This is a genomic window from Streptomyces rubrogriseus (assembly GCF_027947575.1).
Classification (GTDB): Bacteria; Actinomycetota; Actinomycetes; order Streptomycetales; family Streptomycetaceae; genus Streptomyces; species Streptomyces rubrogriseus.
Genome location: NZ_CP116256.1, coordinates 1,957,408 through 1,974,759 on the forward strand (window position 1 = coordinate 1,957,408; position 17,352 = coordinate 1,974,759).

General features: G+C 71.3%; 15 protein-coding genes. 12 read left to right on the forward strand and 3 right to left on the reverse strand.

The annotated features are described in order from the left end of the window. The first annotated feature begins 206 nt into the window (after window positions 1-206). The 6 genes from ftsZ to divIVA all read left to right on the forward strand — a co-directional run bounded on the left by ftsZ (window position 207) and on the right by divIVA (window position 5,245). Window positions 207-1,406 (forward strand): cell division protein FtsZ, encoded by a 1,200-nt coding sequence (gene ftsZ / locus Sru02f_RS08540; RefSeq protein ID WP_109031829.1) that lies wholly within the window; start codon window positions 207-209, stop codon window positions 1,404-1,406. Beyond that, the gene (gene pgeF, locus Sru02f_RS08545; RefSeq protein WP_109031830.1) at window positions 1,403-2,131 is read left to right on the forward strand and encodes a peptidoglycan editing factor PgeF; all 729 of its coding nucleotides are present in this window, start codon (window positions 1,403-1,405) and stop codon (window positions 2,129-2,131) included. The genes ftsZ and pgeF overlap by 4 nt, the downstream gene beginning before the upstream one ends. Before the next feature lie 6 nt (window positions 2,132-2,137). Next, window positions 2,138-2,857 (forward strand): YggS family pyridoxal phosphate-dependent enzyme, encoded by a 720-nt coding sequence (locus Sru02f_RS08550; protein WP_109031831.1) that lies wholly within the window; start codon window positions 2,138-2,140, stop codon window positions 2,855-2,857. Between the two features lie 128 nt (window positions 2,858-2,985). Beyond that, window positions 2,986-3,627 (forward strand): cell division protein SepF, encoded by a 642-nt coding sequence (locus tag Sru02f_RS08555; protein WP_109031832.1) that lies wholly within the window; start codon window positions 2,986-2,988, stop codon window positions 3,625-3,627. Between the two features lie 81 nt (window positions 3,628-3,708). Beyond that, window positions 3,709-3,993 carry a YggT family protein gene (locus tag Sru02f_RS08560; protein ID WP_003976737.1) on the forward strand — a complete coding sequence of 95 codons (285 nt, stop codon included), beginning with the start codon at window positions 3,709-3,711 and terminating at the stop codon, window positions 3,991-3,993. Between the two features lie 55 nt (window positions 3,994-4,048). Beyond that, the gene (divIVA, locus tag Sru02f_RS08565) at window positions 4,049-5,245 is read left to right on the forward strand and encodes an apical growth/hyphal branching protein DivIVA (protein ID WP_109031833.1); all 1,197 of its coding nucleotides are present in this window, start codon (window positions 4,049-4,051) and stop codon (window positions 5,243-5,245) included. A 268-nt stretch (window positions 5,246-5,513) separates the two neighbouring features. Here the strand turns inward: divIVA and ileS are convergent, their stop codons facing one another. Further along, window positions 5,514-8,657, reverse strand: a complete 3,144-nt coding sequence (gene ileS, locus Sru02f_RS08570) for an isoleucine--tRNA ligase (RefSeq protein WP_109031834.1) — start codon at window positions 8,655-8,657, stop codon at window positions 5,514-5,516. A 554-nt stretch (window positions 8,658-9,211) separates the two neighbouring features. Here ileS and Sru02f_RS08575 point away from each other — a divergent pair. The 5 genes from Sru02f_RS08575 to Sru02f_RS08595 all read left to right on the forward strand — a co-directional run bounded on the left by Sru02f_RS08575 (window position 9,212) and on the right by Sru02f_RS08595 (window position 13,845). Further along, window positions 9,212-9,949 (forward strand): TraR/DksA family transcriptional regulator, encoded by a 738-nt coding sequence (locus Sru02f_RS08575; protein ID WP_109031835.1) that lies wholly within the window; start codon window positions 9,212-9,214, stop codon window positions 9,947-9,949. Window positions 9,950-10,017: 68 nt separating this feature from the next. Then, a complete protein-coding gene (lspA, locus tag Sru02f_RS08580) occupies window positions 10,018-10,632 on the forward strand; it encodes a signal peptidase II (protein ID WP_109031836.1) in 615 nt (204 codons plus the stop codon). 108 nt (window positions 10,633-10,740) lie between these two features. Continuing rightward, window positions 10,741-11,685 (forward strand): RluA family pseudouridine synthase, encoded by a 945-nt coding sequence (locus Sru02f_RS08585; protein WP_109031837.1) that lies wholly within the window; start codon window positions 10,741-10,743, stop codon window positions 11,683-11,685. Then, a complete protein-coding gene (locus Sru02f_RS08590; RefSeq protein ID WP_109031838.1) occupies window positions 11,682-12,170 on the forward strand; it encodes a GNAT family N-acetyltransferase in 489 nt (162 codons plus the stop codon). Before Sru02f_RS08585 ends, Sru02f_RS08590 begins: the two co-directional genes overlap by 4 nt. 88 nt (window positions 12,171-12,258) lie before the next feature. Continuing rightward, window positions 12,259-13,845 (forward strand): Na+/H+ antiporter, encoded by a 1,587-nt coding sequence (locus Sru02f_RS08595; RefSeq protein ID WP_109032104.1) that lies wholly within the window; start codon window positions 12,259-12,261, stop codon window positions 13,843-13,845. Window positions 13,846-13,866: 21 nt separating this feature from the next. Here Sru02f_RS08595 and Sru02f_RS08600 read toward each other — a convergent pair whose 3' ends face one another. Further along, on the reverse strand, window positions 13,867-15,015 hold the full coding sequence (locus tag Sru02f_RS08600; protein ID WP_109031839.1) for a mechanosensitive ion channel family protein: 1,149 nt from the start codon (window positions 15,013-15,015) through the stop codon (window positions 13,867-13,869). Between the two features lie 105 nt (window positions 15,016-15,120). Here Sru02f_RS08600 and Sru02f_RS08605 point away from each other — a divergent pair, with 105 nt between their 5' ends. Next, a complete protein-coding gene (locus tag Sru02f_RS08605; RefSeq protein ID WP_109031840.1) occupies window positions 15,121-15,711 on the forward strand; it encodes a dienelactone hydrolase family protein in 591 nt (196 codons plus the stop codon). Here the strand turns inward: Sru02f_RS08605 and Sru02f_RS08610 are convergent. Continuing rightward, a complete protein-coding gene (locus Sru02f_RS08610; RefSeq protein ID WP_109031841.1) occupies window positions 15,696-17,351 on the reverse strand; it encodes an alkaline phosphatase D family protein in 1,656 nt (551 codons plus the stop codon). The genes Sru02f_RS08605 and Sru02f_RS08610 overlap by 16 nt on opposite strands. Window position 17,352: the final 1 nt, after the last annotated feature.

Consider the following 17,352-nt stretch of genomic DNA (forward strand, 5'->3'; position numbering starts at 1 on the left):
CGTGTTCGTTGAACGTGCGCCACTTGTCGACTTAGTGTCCTGTTCGGAAGAGTCCAAGGAACAGACACACTGGTAACCCTAAACTTCAGCGTTAGGGTTCGGGTCGGCGCTACGGACCGTCCCAATCGGCATCAGTCGTCGGGTCGCGGGGGCATCAGTGCTTCGGCGGTCGGGCGACACGTAACTCGAGGCGAGAGGCCTTCGACGTGGCAGCACCGCAGAACTACCTCGCAGTCATCAAAGTCATCGGTGTCGGCGGCGGTGGTGTCAATGCCATCAACCGGATGATCGAGGTCGGTCTCAAGGGCGTCGAGTTCATCGCCATCAACACCGACGCGCAGGCGCTGTTGATGAGCGACGCCGACGTCAAGCTCGACGTCGGCCGCGAACTCACCCGCGGACTCGGCGCCGGAGCCAACCCGGCCGTCGGCCGCAAGGCCGCCGAGGACCACCGCGAGGAGATCGAGGAGGTCCTCAAGGGGGCCGACATGGTCTTCGTGACAGCCGGTGAAGGCGGCGGCACCGGCACCGGCGGCGCGCCCGTCGTGGCCAACATCGCCCGCTCGCTGGGCGCCCTCACCATCGGCGTGGTCACCCGCCCGTTCACCTTCGAGGGACGGCGCCGGGCCAACCAGGCCGAGGACGGCATCGCGGAACTCCGCGAAGAGGTCGACACCCTCATCGTCATCCCCAACGACCGGCTGCTGTCCATCTCGGACCGCCAGGTCAGCGTGCTCGACGCGTTCAAGTCCGCCGACCAGGTGCTGCTCTCCGGTGTGCAGGGCATCACCGACCTCATCACCACCCCCGGCCTGATCAACCTGGACTTCGCCGACGTGAAGTCGGTCATGTCCGAGGCGGGTTCGGCCCTCATGGGCATCGGCTCCGCCCGCGGCGACGACCGCGCGGTGGCCGCCGCCGAGATGGCGATCTCCTCGCCGCTGCTCGAGGCGTCCATCGACGGCGCCCGGGGCGTGCTGCTCTCCATCTCCGGCGGCTCCGACCTCGGCCTGTTCGAGATCAACGAGGCCGCCCAGCTGGTCAGCGAGGCCGCCCACCCCGAGGCCAACATCATCTTCGGCGCGGTCATCGACGACGCCCTCGGCGACGAGGTGCGGGTCACCGTGATCGCGGCCGGCTTCGACGGGGGGCAGCCGCCGTCCAAGCGGGACAACGTCCTCGGGTCCTCCTCGGCCAAGCGCGAGGAGCCCACCCCGGCCCGGCCGTCCGAGAGCCGGCCGTCCTTCGGCTCGCTCGGCAGCGTCAAGCCCAAGGAGGAGCCGGAGCAGGCGCCCGCGCCGGAGCCGGTCGCCGACCTGCCGGTCTCCCCGCCGCCGGTTCCGCCGTCGCGGACCTACTCGGACAGCGCGGCCGAGGAACTGGACGTGCCGGACTTCCTGAAGTGATAGGACAGCGCGACACCGTGAACGGCGCGCACTTCGGCTTCACCGACAGGTGGGGCGGAGTGAGCGCCGTTCCGTACGAGGAGCTCAACCTCGGCGGCGCGGTCGGCGACGACCCCGGCGCCGTCACGGCCAACCGGGAGCTGGCGGCCAAGTCGCTGGGCGTCGACCCGGCCCGGGTGGTCTGGATGAACCAGGTGCACGGGGCCGACGTCGCCGTGGTCGACGCGCCCTGGGGGGACCGCCCGGTCCCGCGGGTCGACGCCGTCGTCACCGCCGAGCGCGGTCTCGCCCTCGCCGTCCTCACCGCCGACTGCGTGCCGGTCCTGCTCGCCGACCCGGTCTCCGGCGTCGTCGCCGCGGCGCACGCGGGCCGGCCGGGCCTGGTCGCCGGGGTCGTCCCCGCGGCCGTACGGGCCATGGCCGAACTCGGCGCGGACCCCGCCAGGATCGTCGCCCGCACCGGGCCCGCCGTGTGCGGCCGGTGCTACGAGGTGCCCGAGGAGATGCGCGCCGAGGTGGCCGCCGTCGAGCCGGCCGCGTACGCCGAGACCGGTTGGGGCACCCCGGCCCTCGACGTGAGCGCCGGAGTGCACGCTCAGCTCGAGCGCCTCGGGGTGCACGACCGGGCGCAGTCGCCGGTGTGCACCCGGGAGTCGGCGGACCACTTCTCGTACCGACGCGACCGCACCACCGGGCGGCTCGCGGGCTATGTGTGGCTGGACTGATGGGGCATGACGGACCGTAAGCACGAACTCGCCGCGAACCTGGCGAAAGTGGAACAGCGCATCACCGACGCGTGCGCGGCCGCGGGCCGCCCGCGGGAGGACGTGACCCTCATCGTGGTCACCAAGACCTACCCGGCGGACGATGTGCGCATTCTCTCGGAACTCGGGGTGCGCCACGTCGCGGAGAACCGCGACCAGGACGCGGCGCCCAAGGCCGCCGCCTGCTCGGATCTGCCGCTTTCGTGGCATTTCGTCGGACAGTTGCAGACCAACAAAGTGCGGTCCGTGGTCGGTTACGCGGATGTCGTGCAGTCCGTCGACCGGGCCCGGCTGGTCACGGCGCTGTCGAAGGAGGCCGTACGGGCCGGACGCGAAGTGGGCTGTCTCCTCCAGGTGGCTCTCGACGCGGAGGAGGGCGGGCGTGGGGAGCGCGGCGGCGTCCCGCCCGCCGGAATCGAAGAGTTGGCCGACCTGGTCGCCGGATCGGAGGGGCTGCGCCTCGACGGACTGATGACCGTGGCCCCGCTCACCGGCGAGTACGCCGGACGCCAACAGGCGGCGTTCGAGCACCTCATGGATTTGTCGACCCGCGTGCGCCGGACCCATCCGGCTGCCAACATGGTCTCCGCGGGGATGAGTGCGGACCTCGAGCAGGCCGTGGCCGCCGGAGCGACACATGTACGCGTCGGCACTGCGGTACTCGGAGTCCGACCCAGGCTCGGGTAACGTCGCCAAGAAGTCGGACCACAGCAGAAAATATGGTCATTACCGCCGAAAGGCGGACGCAACGACCTCGTGGATCGCAGGCACTTGGAGTCGTCAGCAGATCCACCACAGAGCGGAGGACTCAGAGCATGGCCGGCGCGATGCGCAAGATGGCGGTCTACCTCGGCCTCGTGGAGGACGATGGGTACGACGGCCGGGGGTTCGACCCCGACGACGACTTCGAACCCGAACTGGACCCGGAACCCGAGCGGGATCACCGGCGCCACGAACCGGCGCACCAGTCACATGGTGCGCATCAGTCCCAAAGGGACGAAGAGGTACGAGTCGTACAACCGCCCGCGCAGCGCGAGCCGATGCCCCGTTCCGCTTCGCTCGCGGCGGAATCGAGCCGTCCGGCGCGCATCGCGCCCGTGGCGTCCATCACACAAGAACGCGCAAGCCTGGAAAAGAGCGCACCGGTCATCATGCCCAAGGTCGTGTCCGAACGAGAGCCCTACCGGATCACCACGCTTCACCCCCGGACCTACAACGAGGCCCGTACCATCGGGGAACACTTCCGTGAGGGCACTCCGGTGATCATGAATCTCACTGAGATGGATGACACAGATGCGAAGCGACTTGTCGACTTTGCGGCCGGTTTGGTGTTTGGTCTTCACGGCAGTATCGAGCGGGTGACGCAGAAGGTGTTCCTGCTGTCTCCTGCTAACGTCGATGTCACGGCGGAGGACAAGGCCCGTATCGCAGAGGGCGGGTTCTTCAACCAGAGCTGAGACGCACTACCGGTACAGAGCAAGAACACGGGCCCGGGACAGGGTCCGAGAGATGGTTCAGGGGAGAGGGAAGCACAGGTCATGAGCGTGGTCCTGGATGTCGTCTACATCGCGCTGATGTGCTTCCTCATCGTGCTCATCTTCCGGTTGGTCATGGACTACGTGTTCCAGTTCGCCCGCTCGTGGCAACCCGGCAAGGCGATGGTGGTCGTTCTGGAGGCCACCTACACTGTCACCGATCCACCGTTGAAGCTTCTGCGGCGGTTCATCCCGCCGCTGCGTCTCGGGGGCGTGGCGCTCGACCTGTCCTTCTTCGTACTGATGATCATCGTCTACATCCTGATCTCGATCGTGAGCCAGCTGTGAGCGATGAGAGAGATACGGGCTTGCCGAATGCCGACGACAACGTTGAGGTGAAGAGATGCCGTTGACCCCCGAGGACGTGCGGAACAAGCAGTTCACGACCGTCCGCCTCCGAGAAGGCTATGACGAGGACGAGGTCGATGCCTTCCTCGACGAGGTCGAAGCCGAACTGACCCGACTGCTCCGCGAGAACGAGGACCTGCGCGCCAAGCTGGCCGCGGCCACGCGTGCGGCCGCGCAGAACCAGCAGAACATGCGCAAGCCTCCGGAACCTCCGCAGGATCAGCAGCACCAGCAGGGTCCGCCGCAGCACCAGCAGGGCCCGCCGCAGCAGGGCGGTATGCCCCAGCAGGGCATGCGAGGTCCCGGCGCTCCGGTGCCCGCCGGCATATCGGGCCCGCCGCAGCAGCAGATGGGTGGCCCCATGGGTGGTCCGCCCCAGCTGCCGAGCGGTGCCCCGCAGCTGCCCGCCGGCCCCGGCGGACAGGGTGGCCCGCAGGGTCCCGGCCCGATGGGTCAGGGTCCGGGGCCGATGGGCCAGGGCCCGGGTCCGATGCAGGGCCAGATGGGTCCCGGTCCGATGGGCGGCCCCATGGGCGGTCCGCAGGGCCCCGGTGGCCCTGGTGGTCCCGGCATGCCCGGTCAGGGCGGCCCCGGCGGCGACAGCGCCGCGCGCGTGCTGTCGCTGGCTCAGCAGACCGCCGACCAGGCGATCGCCGAGGCCCGTTCCGAGGCCAACAAGATCGTCGGCGAGGCCCGTTCGCGTGCCGAGGGTCTGGAGCGGGACGCCCGTGCCAAGGCGGACGCCCTGGAGCGGGACGCGCAGGAGAAGCACCGCGTCGCGATGGGCTCCCTGGAGTCCGCCCGCGCCACGCTGGAGCGCAAGGTCGAGGACCTGCGGGGCTTCGAGCGCGAGTACCGGACGCGACTGAAGTCGTACCTGGAGTCGCAGCTGCGCCAGTTGGAGACCCAGGCCGACGACTCGCTCGCCCCGCCGCGGACGCCCGCGACCGCCTCTCTGCCGCCGTCCCCGGCGCCCTCGATGGCACCGGCCGGCGCGAGCGCTCCGTCCTACGGCGGCAACCAATCGATGGGCAGCGGCCCGGGCCAGTCCGGTCCGTCCTACGGCGGCCAGCAGCAGATGTCGCCCGCGATGACCCAGCCGATGGCACCGGTGCGGCCGCAGGGGCCGTCGCCGATGGGGCAGGCGCCCTCGCCGATGCGCGGGTTCCTGATCGACGAGGACGACAACTGATCTGTAGTACGGCGTAGCCTTCGGCAACGTTCAGGGCGGGCCCCGGGTTTCTGACCCGGGGCCCGCCCTTGTGTCTACGCAGCCTGCGGGCAGTCGTGCCTCCCCCAGTGCCTGAACGGCCTGGGAGGTACCCCCAGGCGGCACGGGTGGGCGCAGCGGCACCCGGCAAGCGCCGGTGCGCGAACCCCGCCCTCGGCCCACACCGACGGACAGCACTGGGCCCGGCGCCCCTCGCGTGAGGGAGGCCGGGCCCAGGTGCTGCCAGGGGCTACTGCTTGCGCAGTCGGAAGACCAGGGACAGGCCCTCGTCCGTGAACGGGGCGCCGTACGTGTCGTCCGCCTCGCCCTGGGCGAAGTCCGTCGCCAGGACCTCGTCGGAGATCAGGCCGGAGTGGTCGGTCAGGGCGGCGATCGTCGCCGGGTCCGTGGCCGTCCAGCGCAGGGCGATCCGGTCGGCGACGTCGAGGCCGCTGTTCTTGCGGGCCTCCTGGATCAGGCGGATCGCGTCCCGGGCGAGGCCCGCCCGGCGCAGCTCCTCCGTCAGCTCCAGGTCGAGTGCCACCGTCGCGCCCGAGTCGGAGGCGACCGACCAGCCTTCGCGCGGCGTCTCCGTGATGATCACCTCGTCCGGAGCGAGGGTGACCGTCTCGCCGTCGACCTCCACCGAGGCCGTGCCCTCGCGCAGGGCGAGGGACAGCGCGGCGGCGTCCGCGGCGGCGACCGCCTTCGCCACGTCCTGGACCCGCTTGCCGAACCGCTTGCCCAGCGCCCGGAAGTTGGCCTTCGCCGTCGTGTCGACCAGGGAGCCGCCGACCTCGCTCAGCGAGGCGAGGGACTCGACGTTCAGCTCCTCCGTGATCTGCGTGTGCAGCTCCGGGGAGAGCGTGCCGAAGCCCGCCACCGCGATCAGCGCCCGGCTCAGCGGCTGCCGGGTCTTGACGCCGGACTCCGCGCGCGTGGCACGGCCCAGCTCCACCAGGCGGCGGACCAGGACCATCTGCTTCGACAGCTCCGGGTCGATCGCCGTCAGGTCGGCCTCCGGCCAGGAGGACAGGTGGACCGACTCCGGGGCACCCGGGGTGACCGGCACGACCAGGTCCTGCCAGACCCGCTCGGTGATGAACGGGGTCAGCGGGGCCATCAGCTTGGTGACCGTCTCGACGACCTCGTGCAGGGTGCGCAGCGCGGCCTTGTCGCCCTGCCAGAAGCGGCGGCGGGAGCGGCGCACGTACCAGTTGGACAGGTCGTCGACGAACGCGGACAGCAGCTTGCCGGCCCGCTGGGTGTCGTAGGCGTCCAGCGCCTGCGTCACCTGGTCGGTGAGCGCGTGCAGCTCGGAGAGCAGCCAGCGGTCCAGGACCGGGCGGTCGGCCGGGGCCGGGTCGGCCTCGCTCGGGGCCCAGCCCGTGGTGCGGGCGTACAGGGCCTGGAAGGCGACCGTGTTCCAGTACGTGAGGAGCGTCTTGCGGACGACCTCCTGGATGGTGCCGTGGCCGACCCGGCGGGCCGCCCACGGGGAGCCGCCGGCCGCCATGAACCAGCGGACCGCGTCGGCGCCGTGCTGGTCCATCAGCGGGATCGGCTGGAGGATGTTGCCCAGGTGCTTGGACATCTTGCGGCCGTCCTCGGCGAGGATGTGGCCGAGGCAGACCACGTTCTCGTAGGACGACTTGTCGAAGACCAGGGTGCCGACCGCCATCAGCGTGTAGAACCAGCCGCGCGTCTGGTCGATGGCCTCGGAGATGAACTGCGCCGGGTAGCGGCTCTCGAACAGCTCCTTGTTCTTGTACGGGTAGCCCCACTGCGCGAACGGCATCGAACCCGAGTCGTACCAGGCGTCGATGACCTCGGGCACGCGCACCGCTTCGAGGGAGCAGCCCTCGTGGGTGCAGGTGAAGGTCACGTCGTCGATGAACGGGCGGTGCGGGTCCAGGGACGACTGGTCGGTGCCGGACAGCTCGGTCAGCTCCGCGCGGGAGCCGACGACCGTGAGGTGGTCCTCCGCGCAGCGCCAGATCGGCAGCGGGGTGCCCCAGTAGCGGTTGCGGGACAGGGCCCAGTCGATGTTGTTGTTCAGCCAGTCGCCGTACCGGCCGTGCTTGACCGCGTCCGGGTACCAGTTGGTCTTCTCGTTCTCCTGGAGGAGGCGGTCCTTGATGGCGGTGGTGCGGATGTACCAGGACGGCTGCGCGTAGTAGAGCAGGGCCGTGTGGCAGCGCCAGCAGTGCGGGTAGCTGTGCTCGTACGGGATGTGCTTGAAGAGCAGGCCCCGGGTGTCCAGGTCCTCGGTGAGCTTCTCGTCGGCCTTCTTGAAGAAGACGCCGCCGACCAGCGGGACGTCCTCCTCGAAGGTGCCGTCGGGGCGGACCGGGTTGACCACGGGCAGTCCGTACGCGCGGCAGACCTTGAGGTCGTCCTCACCGAAGGCGGGGGACTGGTGGACGAGGCCGGTGCCGTCCTCGGTGGTGACGTAGTCGGCGTTCACCACGTAGTGGGCCGGCTCCGGGAAGGCCACCAGCTCGAACGGGCGCTGATACGTCCAGCGCTCCATCTCGGCGCCGGTGAAGGACTGCCCGGTGGTCTCCCAGCCCTCGCCGAGCGCCTTGGCGACCAGCGGCTCGGCGACGACCAGCTTCTCCTCGCCGTTCGTGGCGACGACGTAGGTGACCTCGGGGTGCGCGGCGACGGCCGTGTTGGAGACCAGGGTCCACGGGGTCGTCGTCCAGACGACCAGTGCGGCCTCGCCGGCCAGTGGTCCCGAGGTGAGCGGGAAGCGGACGTAGACGGACGGGTCGACGACCGTCTCGTAGCCCTGGGCCAGCTCGTGGTCGGACAGGCCGGTGCCGCAGCGGGGGCACCAGGGGGCGACGCGGTGGTCCTGGACCAGCAGGCCCTTGTTGAAGATCTCCTTCAGCGACCACCAGACGGACTCGATGTACTCCGGGTCCATCGTGCGGTACGGGTCCTGGAGGTCGGCCCAGTAGCCCATGCGGGTCGTGAGCTCTTCGAAGGCGTCGGTGTGGCGGGTCACCGACTCGCGGCACCTGGCGTTGAACTCGGCGATGCCGTACGCCTCGATGTCCTGCTTGCCGGAGAAGCCCAGTTCCTTCTCCACGGCCAGCTCCACCGGCAGGCCGTGGCAGTCCCAGCCGGCCTTGCGGCCCACGTGGTAGCCGCGCATGGTGCGGAAGCGGGGGAAGACGTCCTTGAAGACGCGCGCCTCGATGTGGTGGGCGCCGGGCATGCCGTTGGCGGTGGGCGGGCCCTCGTAGAACACCCACTCGGGGCGGCCCTCGGACTGCTCCAGGCTCTTGGCGAAGATCTTCTGCTCGCGCCAGAAGTCGAGCACCGCGTGCTCGAGCGCGGGCAGGTCGACCTGGGCGGGTACCTGGCGGTACTGAGGCGTTGTCATCAGCGAGCTTCCTCCGGCGGACGTGCTGCCTTCCGTCGGAGGGACGAGAGCCGTGCTCCCGCGGTACCACCCTCCTTGGCCCGGCCGGTGCGTCGTGTGCTCCGGCGAGCCCCCTCATTGGGGTCGCGAGCCGGTTCTACTCACCGTGACCGTTCTGCCACGGCTTTCTTCCGGCGACTCCGGGGTGATCTTCGCGTCGCGCTCGCCCCCGGGCTCACACCGTCCCCGGGTCGCTCTGGGCTGCTGACGCCGCTACTCGTCCCCATCCATGCCTTTCGCTGCGCCCAGTGTACGGCGCCGCGCGGACAACGGCCGACCGGTTTCGGCGTGACCCGAATACCGCCGTCCGGGGGTCGGTCCCCGCACGTGCGGCCCGGGGGGCGTTCCGGCGGATTACCGGGCGGGGAGCTGGGCACAACGCATGCATGCTCGCCGCGTGGCGCACGGTGGGCGGGCGAATCGGGCGGCGTGCCCCGTTGCCGCGGGACCGGAGTCGATTTATCGTCCCAGCACGATTCGCGCGCAAGATCACAATATGTGAAGGGGCCGCGGCCATGGTGGCGAAGAAGAAGACGACGGCCGCGAAACAGGGCGCCGCCGAGGAGAGCGCCGCCGAGCAGGACCCGGCGAGGAAGAAGGCGGCAGAGAAGACCGCGGCGAAGCAGAACCCGGCAAGGAAGACCGCGGCGAAGAAGAGCCCGGCAGAGAAGACCGCGGCGAAGAAGAGCACGGCGAAGAAGAGCACGGCGAAGAAGAGCACGGCCAAGAAAGTGGGCGCGGCCGAGGCCGCGGAGCAGACGGGAGCCACGACGGTGGTTGCGAAGAAGACTCCTGGCACGGCCACGGCGGCCAAGACCGCTGTTCCCAAGGCCCGCGGCACCGCCGCCGCGGACCCCGGCGACCTCGCGGTACGCCCCGGCGAGGAACCCTGGACCCCGGAAGAGGTCGAGGAGGCGCGCGGCGAGCTGCAGTCCGAGGCCGACCGGCTGCGCACCGAGATCGACACCTCCGAGCGGTCGTTGCAGGGCATGATGCGGGACTCCGGCGACGGCGCGGGCGACGACGAGGCGGACACCGGCAGCAAGAACATCACGCGCGAGCACGAACTGGCGCTGGCCGCCACCGCGCGCGAGGTGCTGACCCAGACCGAGCGAGCCCTGGAACGCCTGGACGCGGGCACCTACGGCCTGTGCGAGAACTGCGGCAACCCGATCGGCAAGGCGCGGATGCAGGCCTTCCCGCGGGCCACCCTGTGCGTCGAGTGCAAGCAGAAGCAGGAGCGCCGGTACTGAGCCGCAGCCGGGACGGGAAGTGTGCCGTACCCTCGTGCTCAGTCAAGGACCTAGGCTGAGGGACTCACGTGGCAGAGGCGGAGCGCATCATCGGTACTCCGGACACCCCGGACGCGGCGGGGGAGGGGCAGGAGCGGCCCGACGCCGAGCCGGAGCGGGAGCAGCAGGAGCAGGAGCAGGCTCCTGAGCGCACTCGGGGCAAGCGGCGGGTCGCCGTGCTGTTCGCGGTCGCCCTGTTCGCGTACCTGCTCGACCTGGGCAGCAAGATGCTGGTGGTCGCCAAGCTGGAGCACCACGAGCCGATCGAGATTATCGGCGACTGGCTGCGGTTCGCCGCGATCCGCAACGCGGGTGCGGCCTTCGGCTTCGGCGAGGCGTTCACGATCATCTTCACGGTGATCGCCGCCGCCGTGATCGTCGTGATCGCCCGCCTCGCTCGCAAGCTGCACAGCCTGCCCTGGGCGATCGCGCTCGGCCTGCTGCTCGGCGGTGCCCTCGGCAACCTCACCGACCGGATCTTCCGTGCTCCCGGGGTCTTCGAGGGCGCGGTCGTGGACTTCATCGCGCCCAAGCACTTCGCCGTCTTCAACCTCGCCGACTCGGCGATCGTGTGCGGCGGCATCCTGATCGTGATCCTCTCCTTCCGGGGCCTGGACCCGGACGGGACCGTCCACAAGGACTGACCCCGCCGGTCCGGCCGTCCACAGGCGCCGGTTGTCCGCAGGGACCGGTTGTCCACAGGGACCGGGCGCGCGTTCGGGAGTGTCCGGTCCGTCCGGCATACTCGACGGGTGAGCACGATTCCCGAGATCCGTACCCTGCCCGTGCCGGACGGCCTGGAGGGCGAGCGCGTCGACGCCGCCATCTCCCGCATGTTCGGCTTCTCCCGTACCAAGGCCGCGGAGCTCGCCGCGGCGGGCAAGGTGCAGGTCGACGGATCGGTGGTCGGCAAGTCCGAGCGCGTCCACGGCGGTGCCTGGCTCGAGGTCGAGATGCCGCAGGCGCCCGCGCCCGTGCAGGTGGTCGCCCAGCCCGTCGAGGGCATGGAGATCGTGCACGACGACGAGGACGTGGTGGTCGTCGTCAAGCCCGTCGGCGTCGCCGCGCACCCGTCCCCCGGTTGGAACGGGCCGACCGTCATCGGCGGGCTGGCCGCCGCCGGGTACCGCATCTCGACGTCCGGTGCCGCCGAGCGCCAGGGCATCGTGCACCGCCTCGACGTCGGCACCTCCGGCCTGATGGCGGTGGCCAAGTCGGAGCGCGCCTACACCTCGCTCAAGCGCCAGTTCAAGGAGCGCACGGTCGACAAGCGCTACCACACGCTCGTACAGGGCCACCCCGACCCGACCAGCGGCACCATCGACGCCCCCATCGGCCGCCACCCGCAGCACGACTACAAGTGGGCCGTCACCGCCGAGGGCAAGCCCTCCGTCACGCACTACGACCTCATCGAGGCCTTCCGTGCCGCCTCCCTGCTGGACGTGAAGCTGGAGACCGGCCGCACCCACCAGATCCGCGTCCACATGGCAGCCCACCGCCACCCCTGCGTCGGCGACCTGACCTACGGCGCGGACCCCACCCTCGCCAAGCGGCTGCGGCTGACCCGCCAGTGGCTGCACGCCGTGCGGCTCGGCTTCGAGCACCCCGGCACCGGCGACTGGGTGGAGTACGCCAGCGAATACCCCGAGGACCTCCAGCAGGCCCTCGACCTGGTCCGCGAGGAGACCTACGGATGAGCGGGCCGAGCCGGGCCCCGGCCGCCTACGAGGTGCGCGTCGCCGAGGACCCCGCCGACCGCGAGGCCTGCTTCGCCGTGCGCAAGGACGTCTTCGTCGCCGAGCAGAAGGTCCCCGAGGACATCGAGTACGACGTCTACGACGACGACGCGGTGCACGTCCTCGCGATCCGGGCGGACGGCGTGCCGCTCGGCACCGGCCGGCTGCTGCACGGCGCGGCCGCCGCCGCGAAGAACGGCGACGGCGACCCGGCCGTCGGCTCCCTGGGGCGGCTCGCGGTGACCGCCGCGGCCCGCGGCCGGGGCGTCGGGGCCGCGCTGGTCCAGGCCGTCGAGGAGGCGGCCCGCGCACGGGGACTCACCGCCGTGGACCTGCACGCGCAGACCCACGCCCTGGGATTTTACGAACGTCTGGGGTACCAGGCCTACGGACCCGAGTTCCCGGACGCCGGGATTCCGCACCGCGCGATGCGGCGAGCCCTGTAGCCGGGGCGGCGAACGGGCTGGTGAGACCGGTCGCGTGGCACGCTTGAGGTCCGCCGTGTAACGCCGAGACCCCACCGGAGCGGTGACCGTGGATCAGCTGGCCCTGTTGTTCATGCTGTTGCTCGGGGCCCTGCTGAGCGTCCCGATCGGTGCCCGGCTCGGGCTGCCGGCGCCGGTGCTGATGACGCTCCTCGGGATCGTCCTGGCGCTGCTCGACTTCGTGCCCAACGTCGACATCCCGCCCGAGCTGATCCTGCCCGCGCTGCTGCCGCCGCTGCTGTACGCCGCCGTGCGGCGCACCTCCTGGCGGCAGTTCGCGGCCAACAAGCGTCCCATCTTCCTGCTGGCCGTCGCGCTGGTCTTCGTCACCATGGTCTGCGTGGCGTCCGTGGCCCACGCGATCGTGCCGGGGCTGCCGCTCGCCGCCGCCTTCGCGCTGGGAGCGCTGGTGGCGCCGCCCGACCCGGTCGCCGCGACCGCCGTCGCCGGGCAACTGGGGCTGCCGCGCCGCCTGGTGTCCATCCTGGAGGGCGAGGGGCTCTTCAACGACGTGACGGCCATCGTCCTGTACCACGTGGCCATCGCCGCGGCGGTCGGCGGCTCCTTCTCGCCGTGGAAGGCGGGGTTCGACCTCGTGCTGTCCGCCGTCGTCGCCGTCGCGATCGGACTTGCCCTCGGCTGGGGCTCCAACAAGCTCATGAGCGTGCTGGGCGACCCGACGCTCCAGATCGGGCTGACCCTGCTGGTGCCGTTCGTGAGCTACGTCGCCGCCGACGAACTGCACGGCTCGGGCGTGCTCGCCGTGCTCACCACCGCCATGTTCCTCGCCGAGTACGCCTCGGACGCCGACGACGTGATGACCCGGCTCGGCGGCCACACCGTCTGGGACGTGGTCGACACCCTGGTCACCGGGGTGGCCTTCGGCCTGATCGGACTGGAGCTGCACAACGCCGTGCGCACCGCCTCCGGCCGGTGGACCGAGCTGCTCGGCTGGGCGGCGGCGATCCTCGTCGTCGTCGTCCTGGTCCGGCTGCTGTACCTGCTGCCGGCCACCTGGCTGACCCAGCGGCTGCACGCCAGGCGCGACCAGGACGAGGACATCCCGACGAGCTGGCGCGAGACCGTGGTCATGTGGTGGGCCGGGATGCGCGGCGTGGCCTCCGTCGCGCTGGCCCTGGCGATCCCGCTGGAGACGGACGACGGGGCGCCCTTCCCGCACCGGGACGAGATCGTCTTCATCGCGTTCGGAGTGATCATGGGCACGCTGCTGCTGCAGGGGCTGACGCTGCCCTGGCTGGTCGGCCGGCTCGGGGTCCGGGCGGACACCGAGCGGGAGCAGGAGTTCGAGCGCGACCTGGCCCTCCGGGCGGCCCGGGCGGCCAAGCAGCGGCTCAAGGAGATCGAGTCGGTGGAGGAGCTGCCGGAGGAGCTGTCCGAGCAGATGCTGCGGCGCGCCTTCGACATCGGCGTACGCATCAGCCCGGACCTCGGGGACGAGGAGCGGCGGGAGGCGCAGGAGCAGCGGGCCCGGCGGTTCAAACGGGTCCGGCGCATCCAGGGCGAGATGCTGAGCGCCGCCCGGCACGAGGTGCTGGCCGCCCGCAGCGAACCCGGCGCCGACCCGGAGATCGTCGACCGGGTCCTGCGCCACCTGGACGTGCGCAGCCTGCGCTGACCCCGGCGCGCGACCGCGCGGTCACAGGCTCTTGGCGGGGCGGCCCGGGAATCGGCGGGCTTCCCCGTCGGAGGAGCGGCCGGCGGCCGGGTCCGGGGCGTGGCGGGCGTGCGGGAAGCCGTCGTGGGACGGGCGCAGGGCCGCGTCCGCCGTGTTGACCCGGGGCAGCGCGTACGGGTGCTCGTCGGCCAGCCAACGGAGCATCCCCTCGCGGACCGTGACCCGCACCGTCCAGATGTCGTCCGCGTCCTTCGCCGTCACCAGGGCCCGCACCTCCATGGTGGTCGGGGTGGTGTCGGTGACGGTCAGGTTGTAGTTGCGCCCGTCCCAGGCCGGGCACTCGCGCAGGATGTCGCGCAGCCGCGCGCGCATCAGGTCCATCGGCGCCGAGTGGTCGAGGTGCCAGAACACGGTTCCGGTCATCTGCGGGGTGCCGCGCGACCAGTTCTCGAACGGCTTGGAGGTGAAGTACGACACCGGCATCGTGATCCGGCGCTCGTCCCAGGTACGCACGCTCAGATACGTCAGCGTGATCTCCTCGACGGTGCCCCACTCGCCGTCCACCACGACCGTGTCGCCCATGCGCACCATGTCGCCGAAGGCGATCTGGAACCCCGCGAACAGATTGCCCAGCGTGGACTGGGCCGCCACACCGGCGACGATGCCGATGATGCCGGCCGAGGCCAGCAGCGAGGCGCCCGCCGCCCGCATCGCCGGGAACGTCAGCAGCATCGAGGACACCGCGACCACGCCCACGACCGCCGTGACCACCCTCATGATCAAAGACACCTGGGTCCGCACCCGCCGGACCCGGGCCGGGTCCCGTTCGGCGTGGGCGTGCGCGTAACGGGAGTAGGACGTCTCGACGACCGCCGCGGCGATCCGGACCACCAGCCAGGCCGCCGAGCCGATCAGCAGCAGGGTCAGCGTCCGGCCGACCCCGGTCCGGTGCTCGGGGAACACCCCGGCCTCGACGTAGGACCCTCTCAGCAGGCCCGCGCAGAGCACGATCTGGTAGGGCACGCGGGCGCGCCGCAGCAGCCCCCACAGCGGTGTCTCCGGGTGGCGTCCGTCGGCCTTGCGCAGCAGCAGGTCGGTGGCCCAGCCGATGACCACGGTCAGCAGTACCGAGCCGCCGACCACGATCAGCGGGCGGAGTATCGTCTCCATCCCTCGAACGTAACCGGCCGCGCGGTGCTGTGAACCTGTGAGGTATCTCCCGCCCGGGGTATCGCCGGGCGCGGGTCTGTCACACCCGGCTGGCACCATGGCCCCATGAACATCGTGCTCTTTCACTCGACCCTCGGCCCGAGGCCCGCGGTGCGGCAGGCCGCCGACCGGCTGCGCGACGCCGGGCACCAGGTGTGGACCCCGGACCTCTTCGAGGGCCGTACCTTCGACTCGGTCGAGGAGGGCATGGCCCATCAGGACGGGATCGGCCGGGAGGAGCTGCTGAAGCGGGCGGTGCTGGCCGCCGCGCCCTACTCGGAGCGCGGGCTGGTGTACGCCGGGTTCTCGCTCGGCGCCTCGATCGCCCAGACCCTCGCCCTCGGCGACCACCGGGCGCGCGGGCTGCTGCTCCTGCACGGCACTTCGGACCTCGCGGCCAACGCCTCGGTCGACGAGCTGCCGGTCCAGCTGCACGTGGCCGAGCCGGACCCCTTCGAGACGGACGACTGGCTCAGCGCCTGGTATCTGCAGATGGGCCGGATCGGCGCCGACGTCGAGGTGCACAGATATCCCGGCGCCGGTCACCTGTACACCGACCCGGGGCTGGACGACTACGACGCGGAGGCGGCCGAGGCCACCTGGCGGGTGGCGCTCGGCTTCCTCGAGTCCCTCCAGGAGGCTCAGGCGGGGGAGTAGACGCGCTCGACGCGCTGCGTGCCGGTGCGGGTGCGGTAGGAGCGGGTCCACTCGGAGGCGGCCCGCGGGTCGGTGCGGTCGGAGACCACGTAGTAGTCCATCTGCGCCCGGTCCGCGGTGATGTCCAGCACGCCGTAGCCGTGCCGGTCCGTGTCGACCCAGCGCACGTGCCGGTTCGCGGCCCGGATCACCGGCGCGGCGATCGCCGAGACGGTGCCCTCGGGGACCTTCACGATGTCGTCGAGGTTGTCGGAGGTCACCGACGTGACGACGAACTCCGTGGCCGCGGAGGCGGACAGCGGGTAGGTCCCGGCGTTGTACGGCACGTCGTTGGCCCAGGCCATGTGGATGTCGCCGGTCAGGAACACGGTGTTGCGGATCGCGTGCGCGCGCAGGTGGGCCAGCAGCTCGCGGCGGTCGTCGGTGTAGCCGTCCCACTGGTCGGTGTTGAGGGCGATGCCCTCCTTCGGCAGCCCGAGCAGTTCGGCGAGCGGCCGGAGCAGTGACGCGGGGAGCGAGCCGACCGCGAACGGCGAGATCATCACCGGGTTGCCGACCAGCCGCCAGGTGGCGTCGGAGGACGCGAGACCCGACTTGAGCCAGTCGAGCTGGGCGCGGCCGGTGAGGGTGCGGTCCGGGTCGTCGACGTCGCCGTTGCCGAGCGCCACCTGCTGGGACCGGAAGGAGCGCAGGTCGAGCAGCGAGAGGTCGACCAGCTTGCCGAACCGCAGCCGCCGGTAGGTGGTGCCGGCGATCGCCGGGCGCACCGGCATCCACTCGAAGTAGGCCCGCTTGGCGGCGCTCTGCCGCTCCGCCCAGCTCCCCTCGGCGCCCTCGGTGTGGTTCTCGGCGCCGCCCGACCAGGTGTCGTTGGCGATCTCGTGGTCGTCCCAGATCGCCACCACCGGAGCCGTGGCGTGCAGGGCCTGGAGGTCGGGGTCGGTCTTGTAGCGGCCGTGCCGGATCCGGTAGTCGGCGAGGGTGAGGATCTCGTGGGCCGGCGCGTGCGGACGCACCACCGTGTCGCGGGTGCCGTACTCCCCGGTGCCGTACTCGTAGATGTAGTCGCCCAGGTGCAGCCAGGCGTCCAGGTCGCCGCGGGCGGCGAGATGGCGGTACGAGGAGAAGTACCCGGCCTCCCAGTTGGCGCAGGAGACCACGCCGAAGCGCAGGCCGGTGACGGCCGCGTCGTGCGCGGGGGCGGTGCGGGTGCGGGCGACGGGGGAGTCGGTGGGGCCCGCGGAGAAGCGGAACCAGTAGTCTGTGGCGGGTGCGAGGCCGCGGACGTCCGCCTTGACGGTGTGGTCGGCGGCGGCCGTGGCGGTGACGGAGCCCTTGGCGACGACGTTCGTGAGGGCCTTGTCCGTGGCGACCACCCAGCTCACCACGGTGTCCGGACCGGTACCGGAGCCCGGTATGGCCTCGGGCGTCGGGGTCACCCGGGTCCACAGCAGGATCCCGTCGGGCAGGGGATCGCCGGAGGCGACGCCGTGCAGGAAGGCGGGGGCCGCGTCGGCGGCGCCGGCGGGCAGCGCCGCGGCCAGCGGGGCGGCGAGCGCGGCACCGGCCGCCGCGGCCTTGACGACCGTACGGCGGCTCGGGGTGCGGGAGTTCTCGGAGGCTCTGTGTCGACTGGTCACG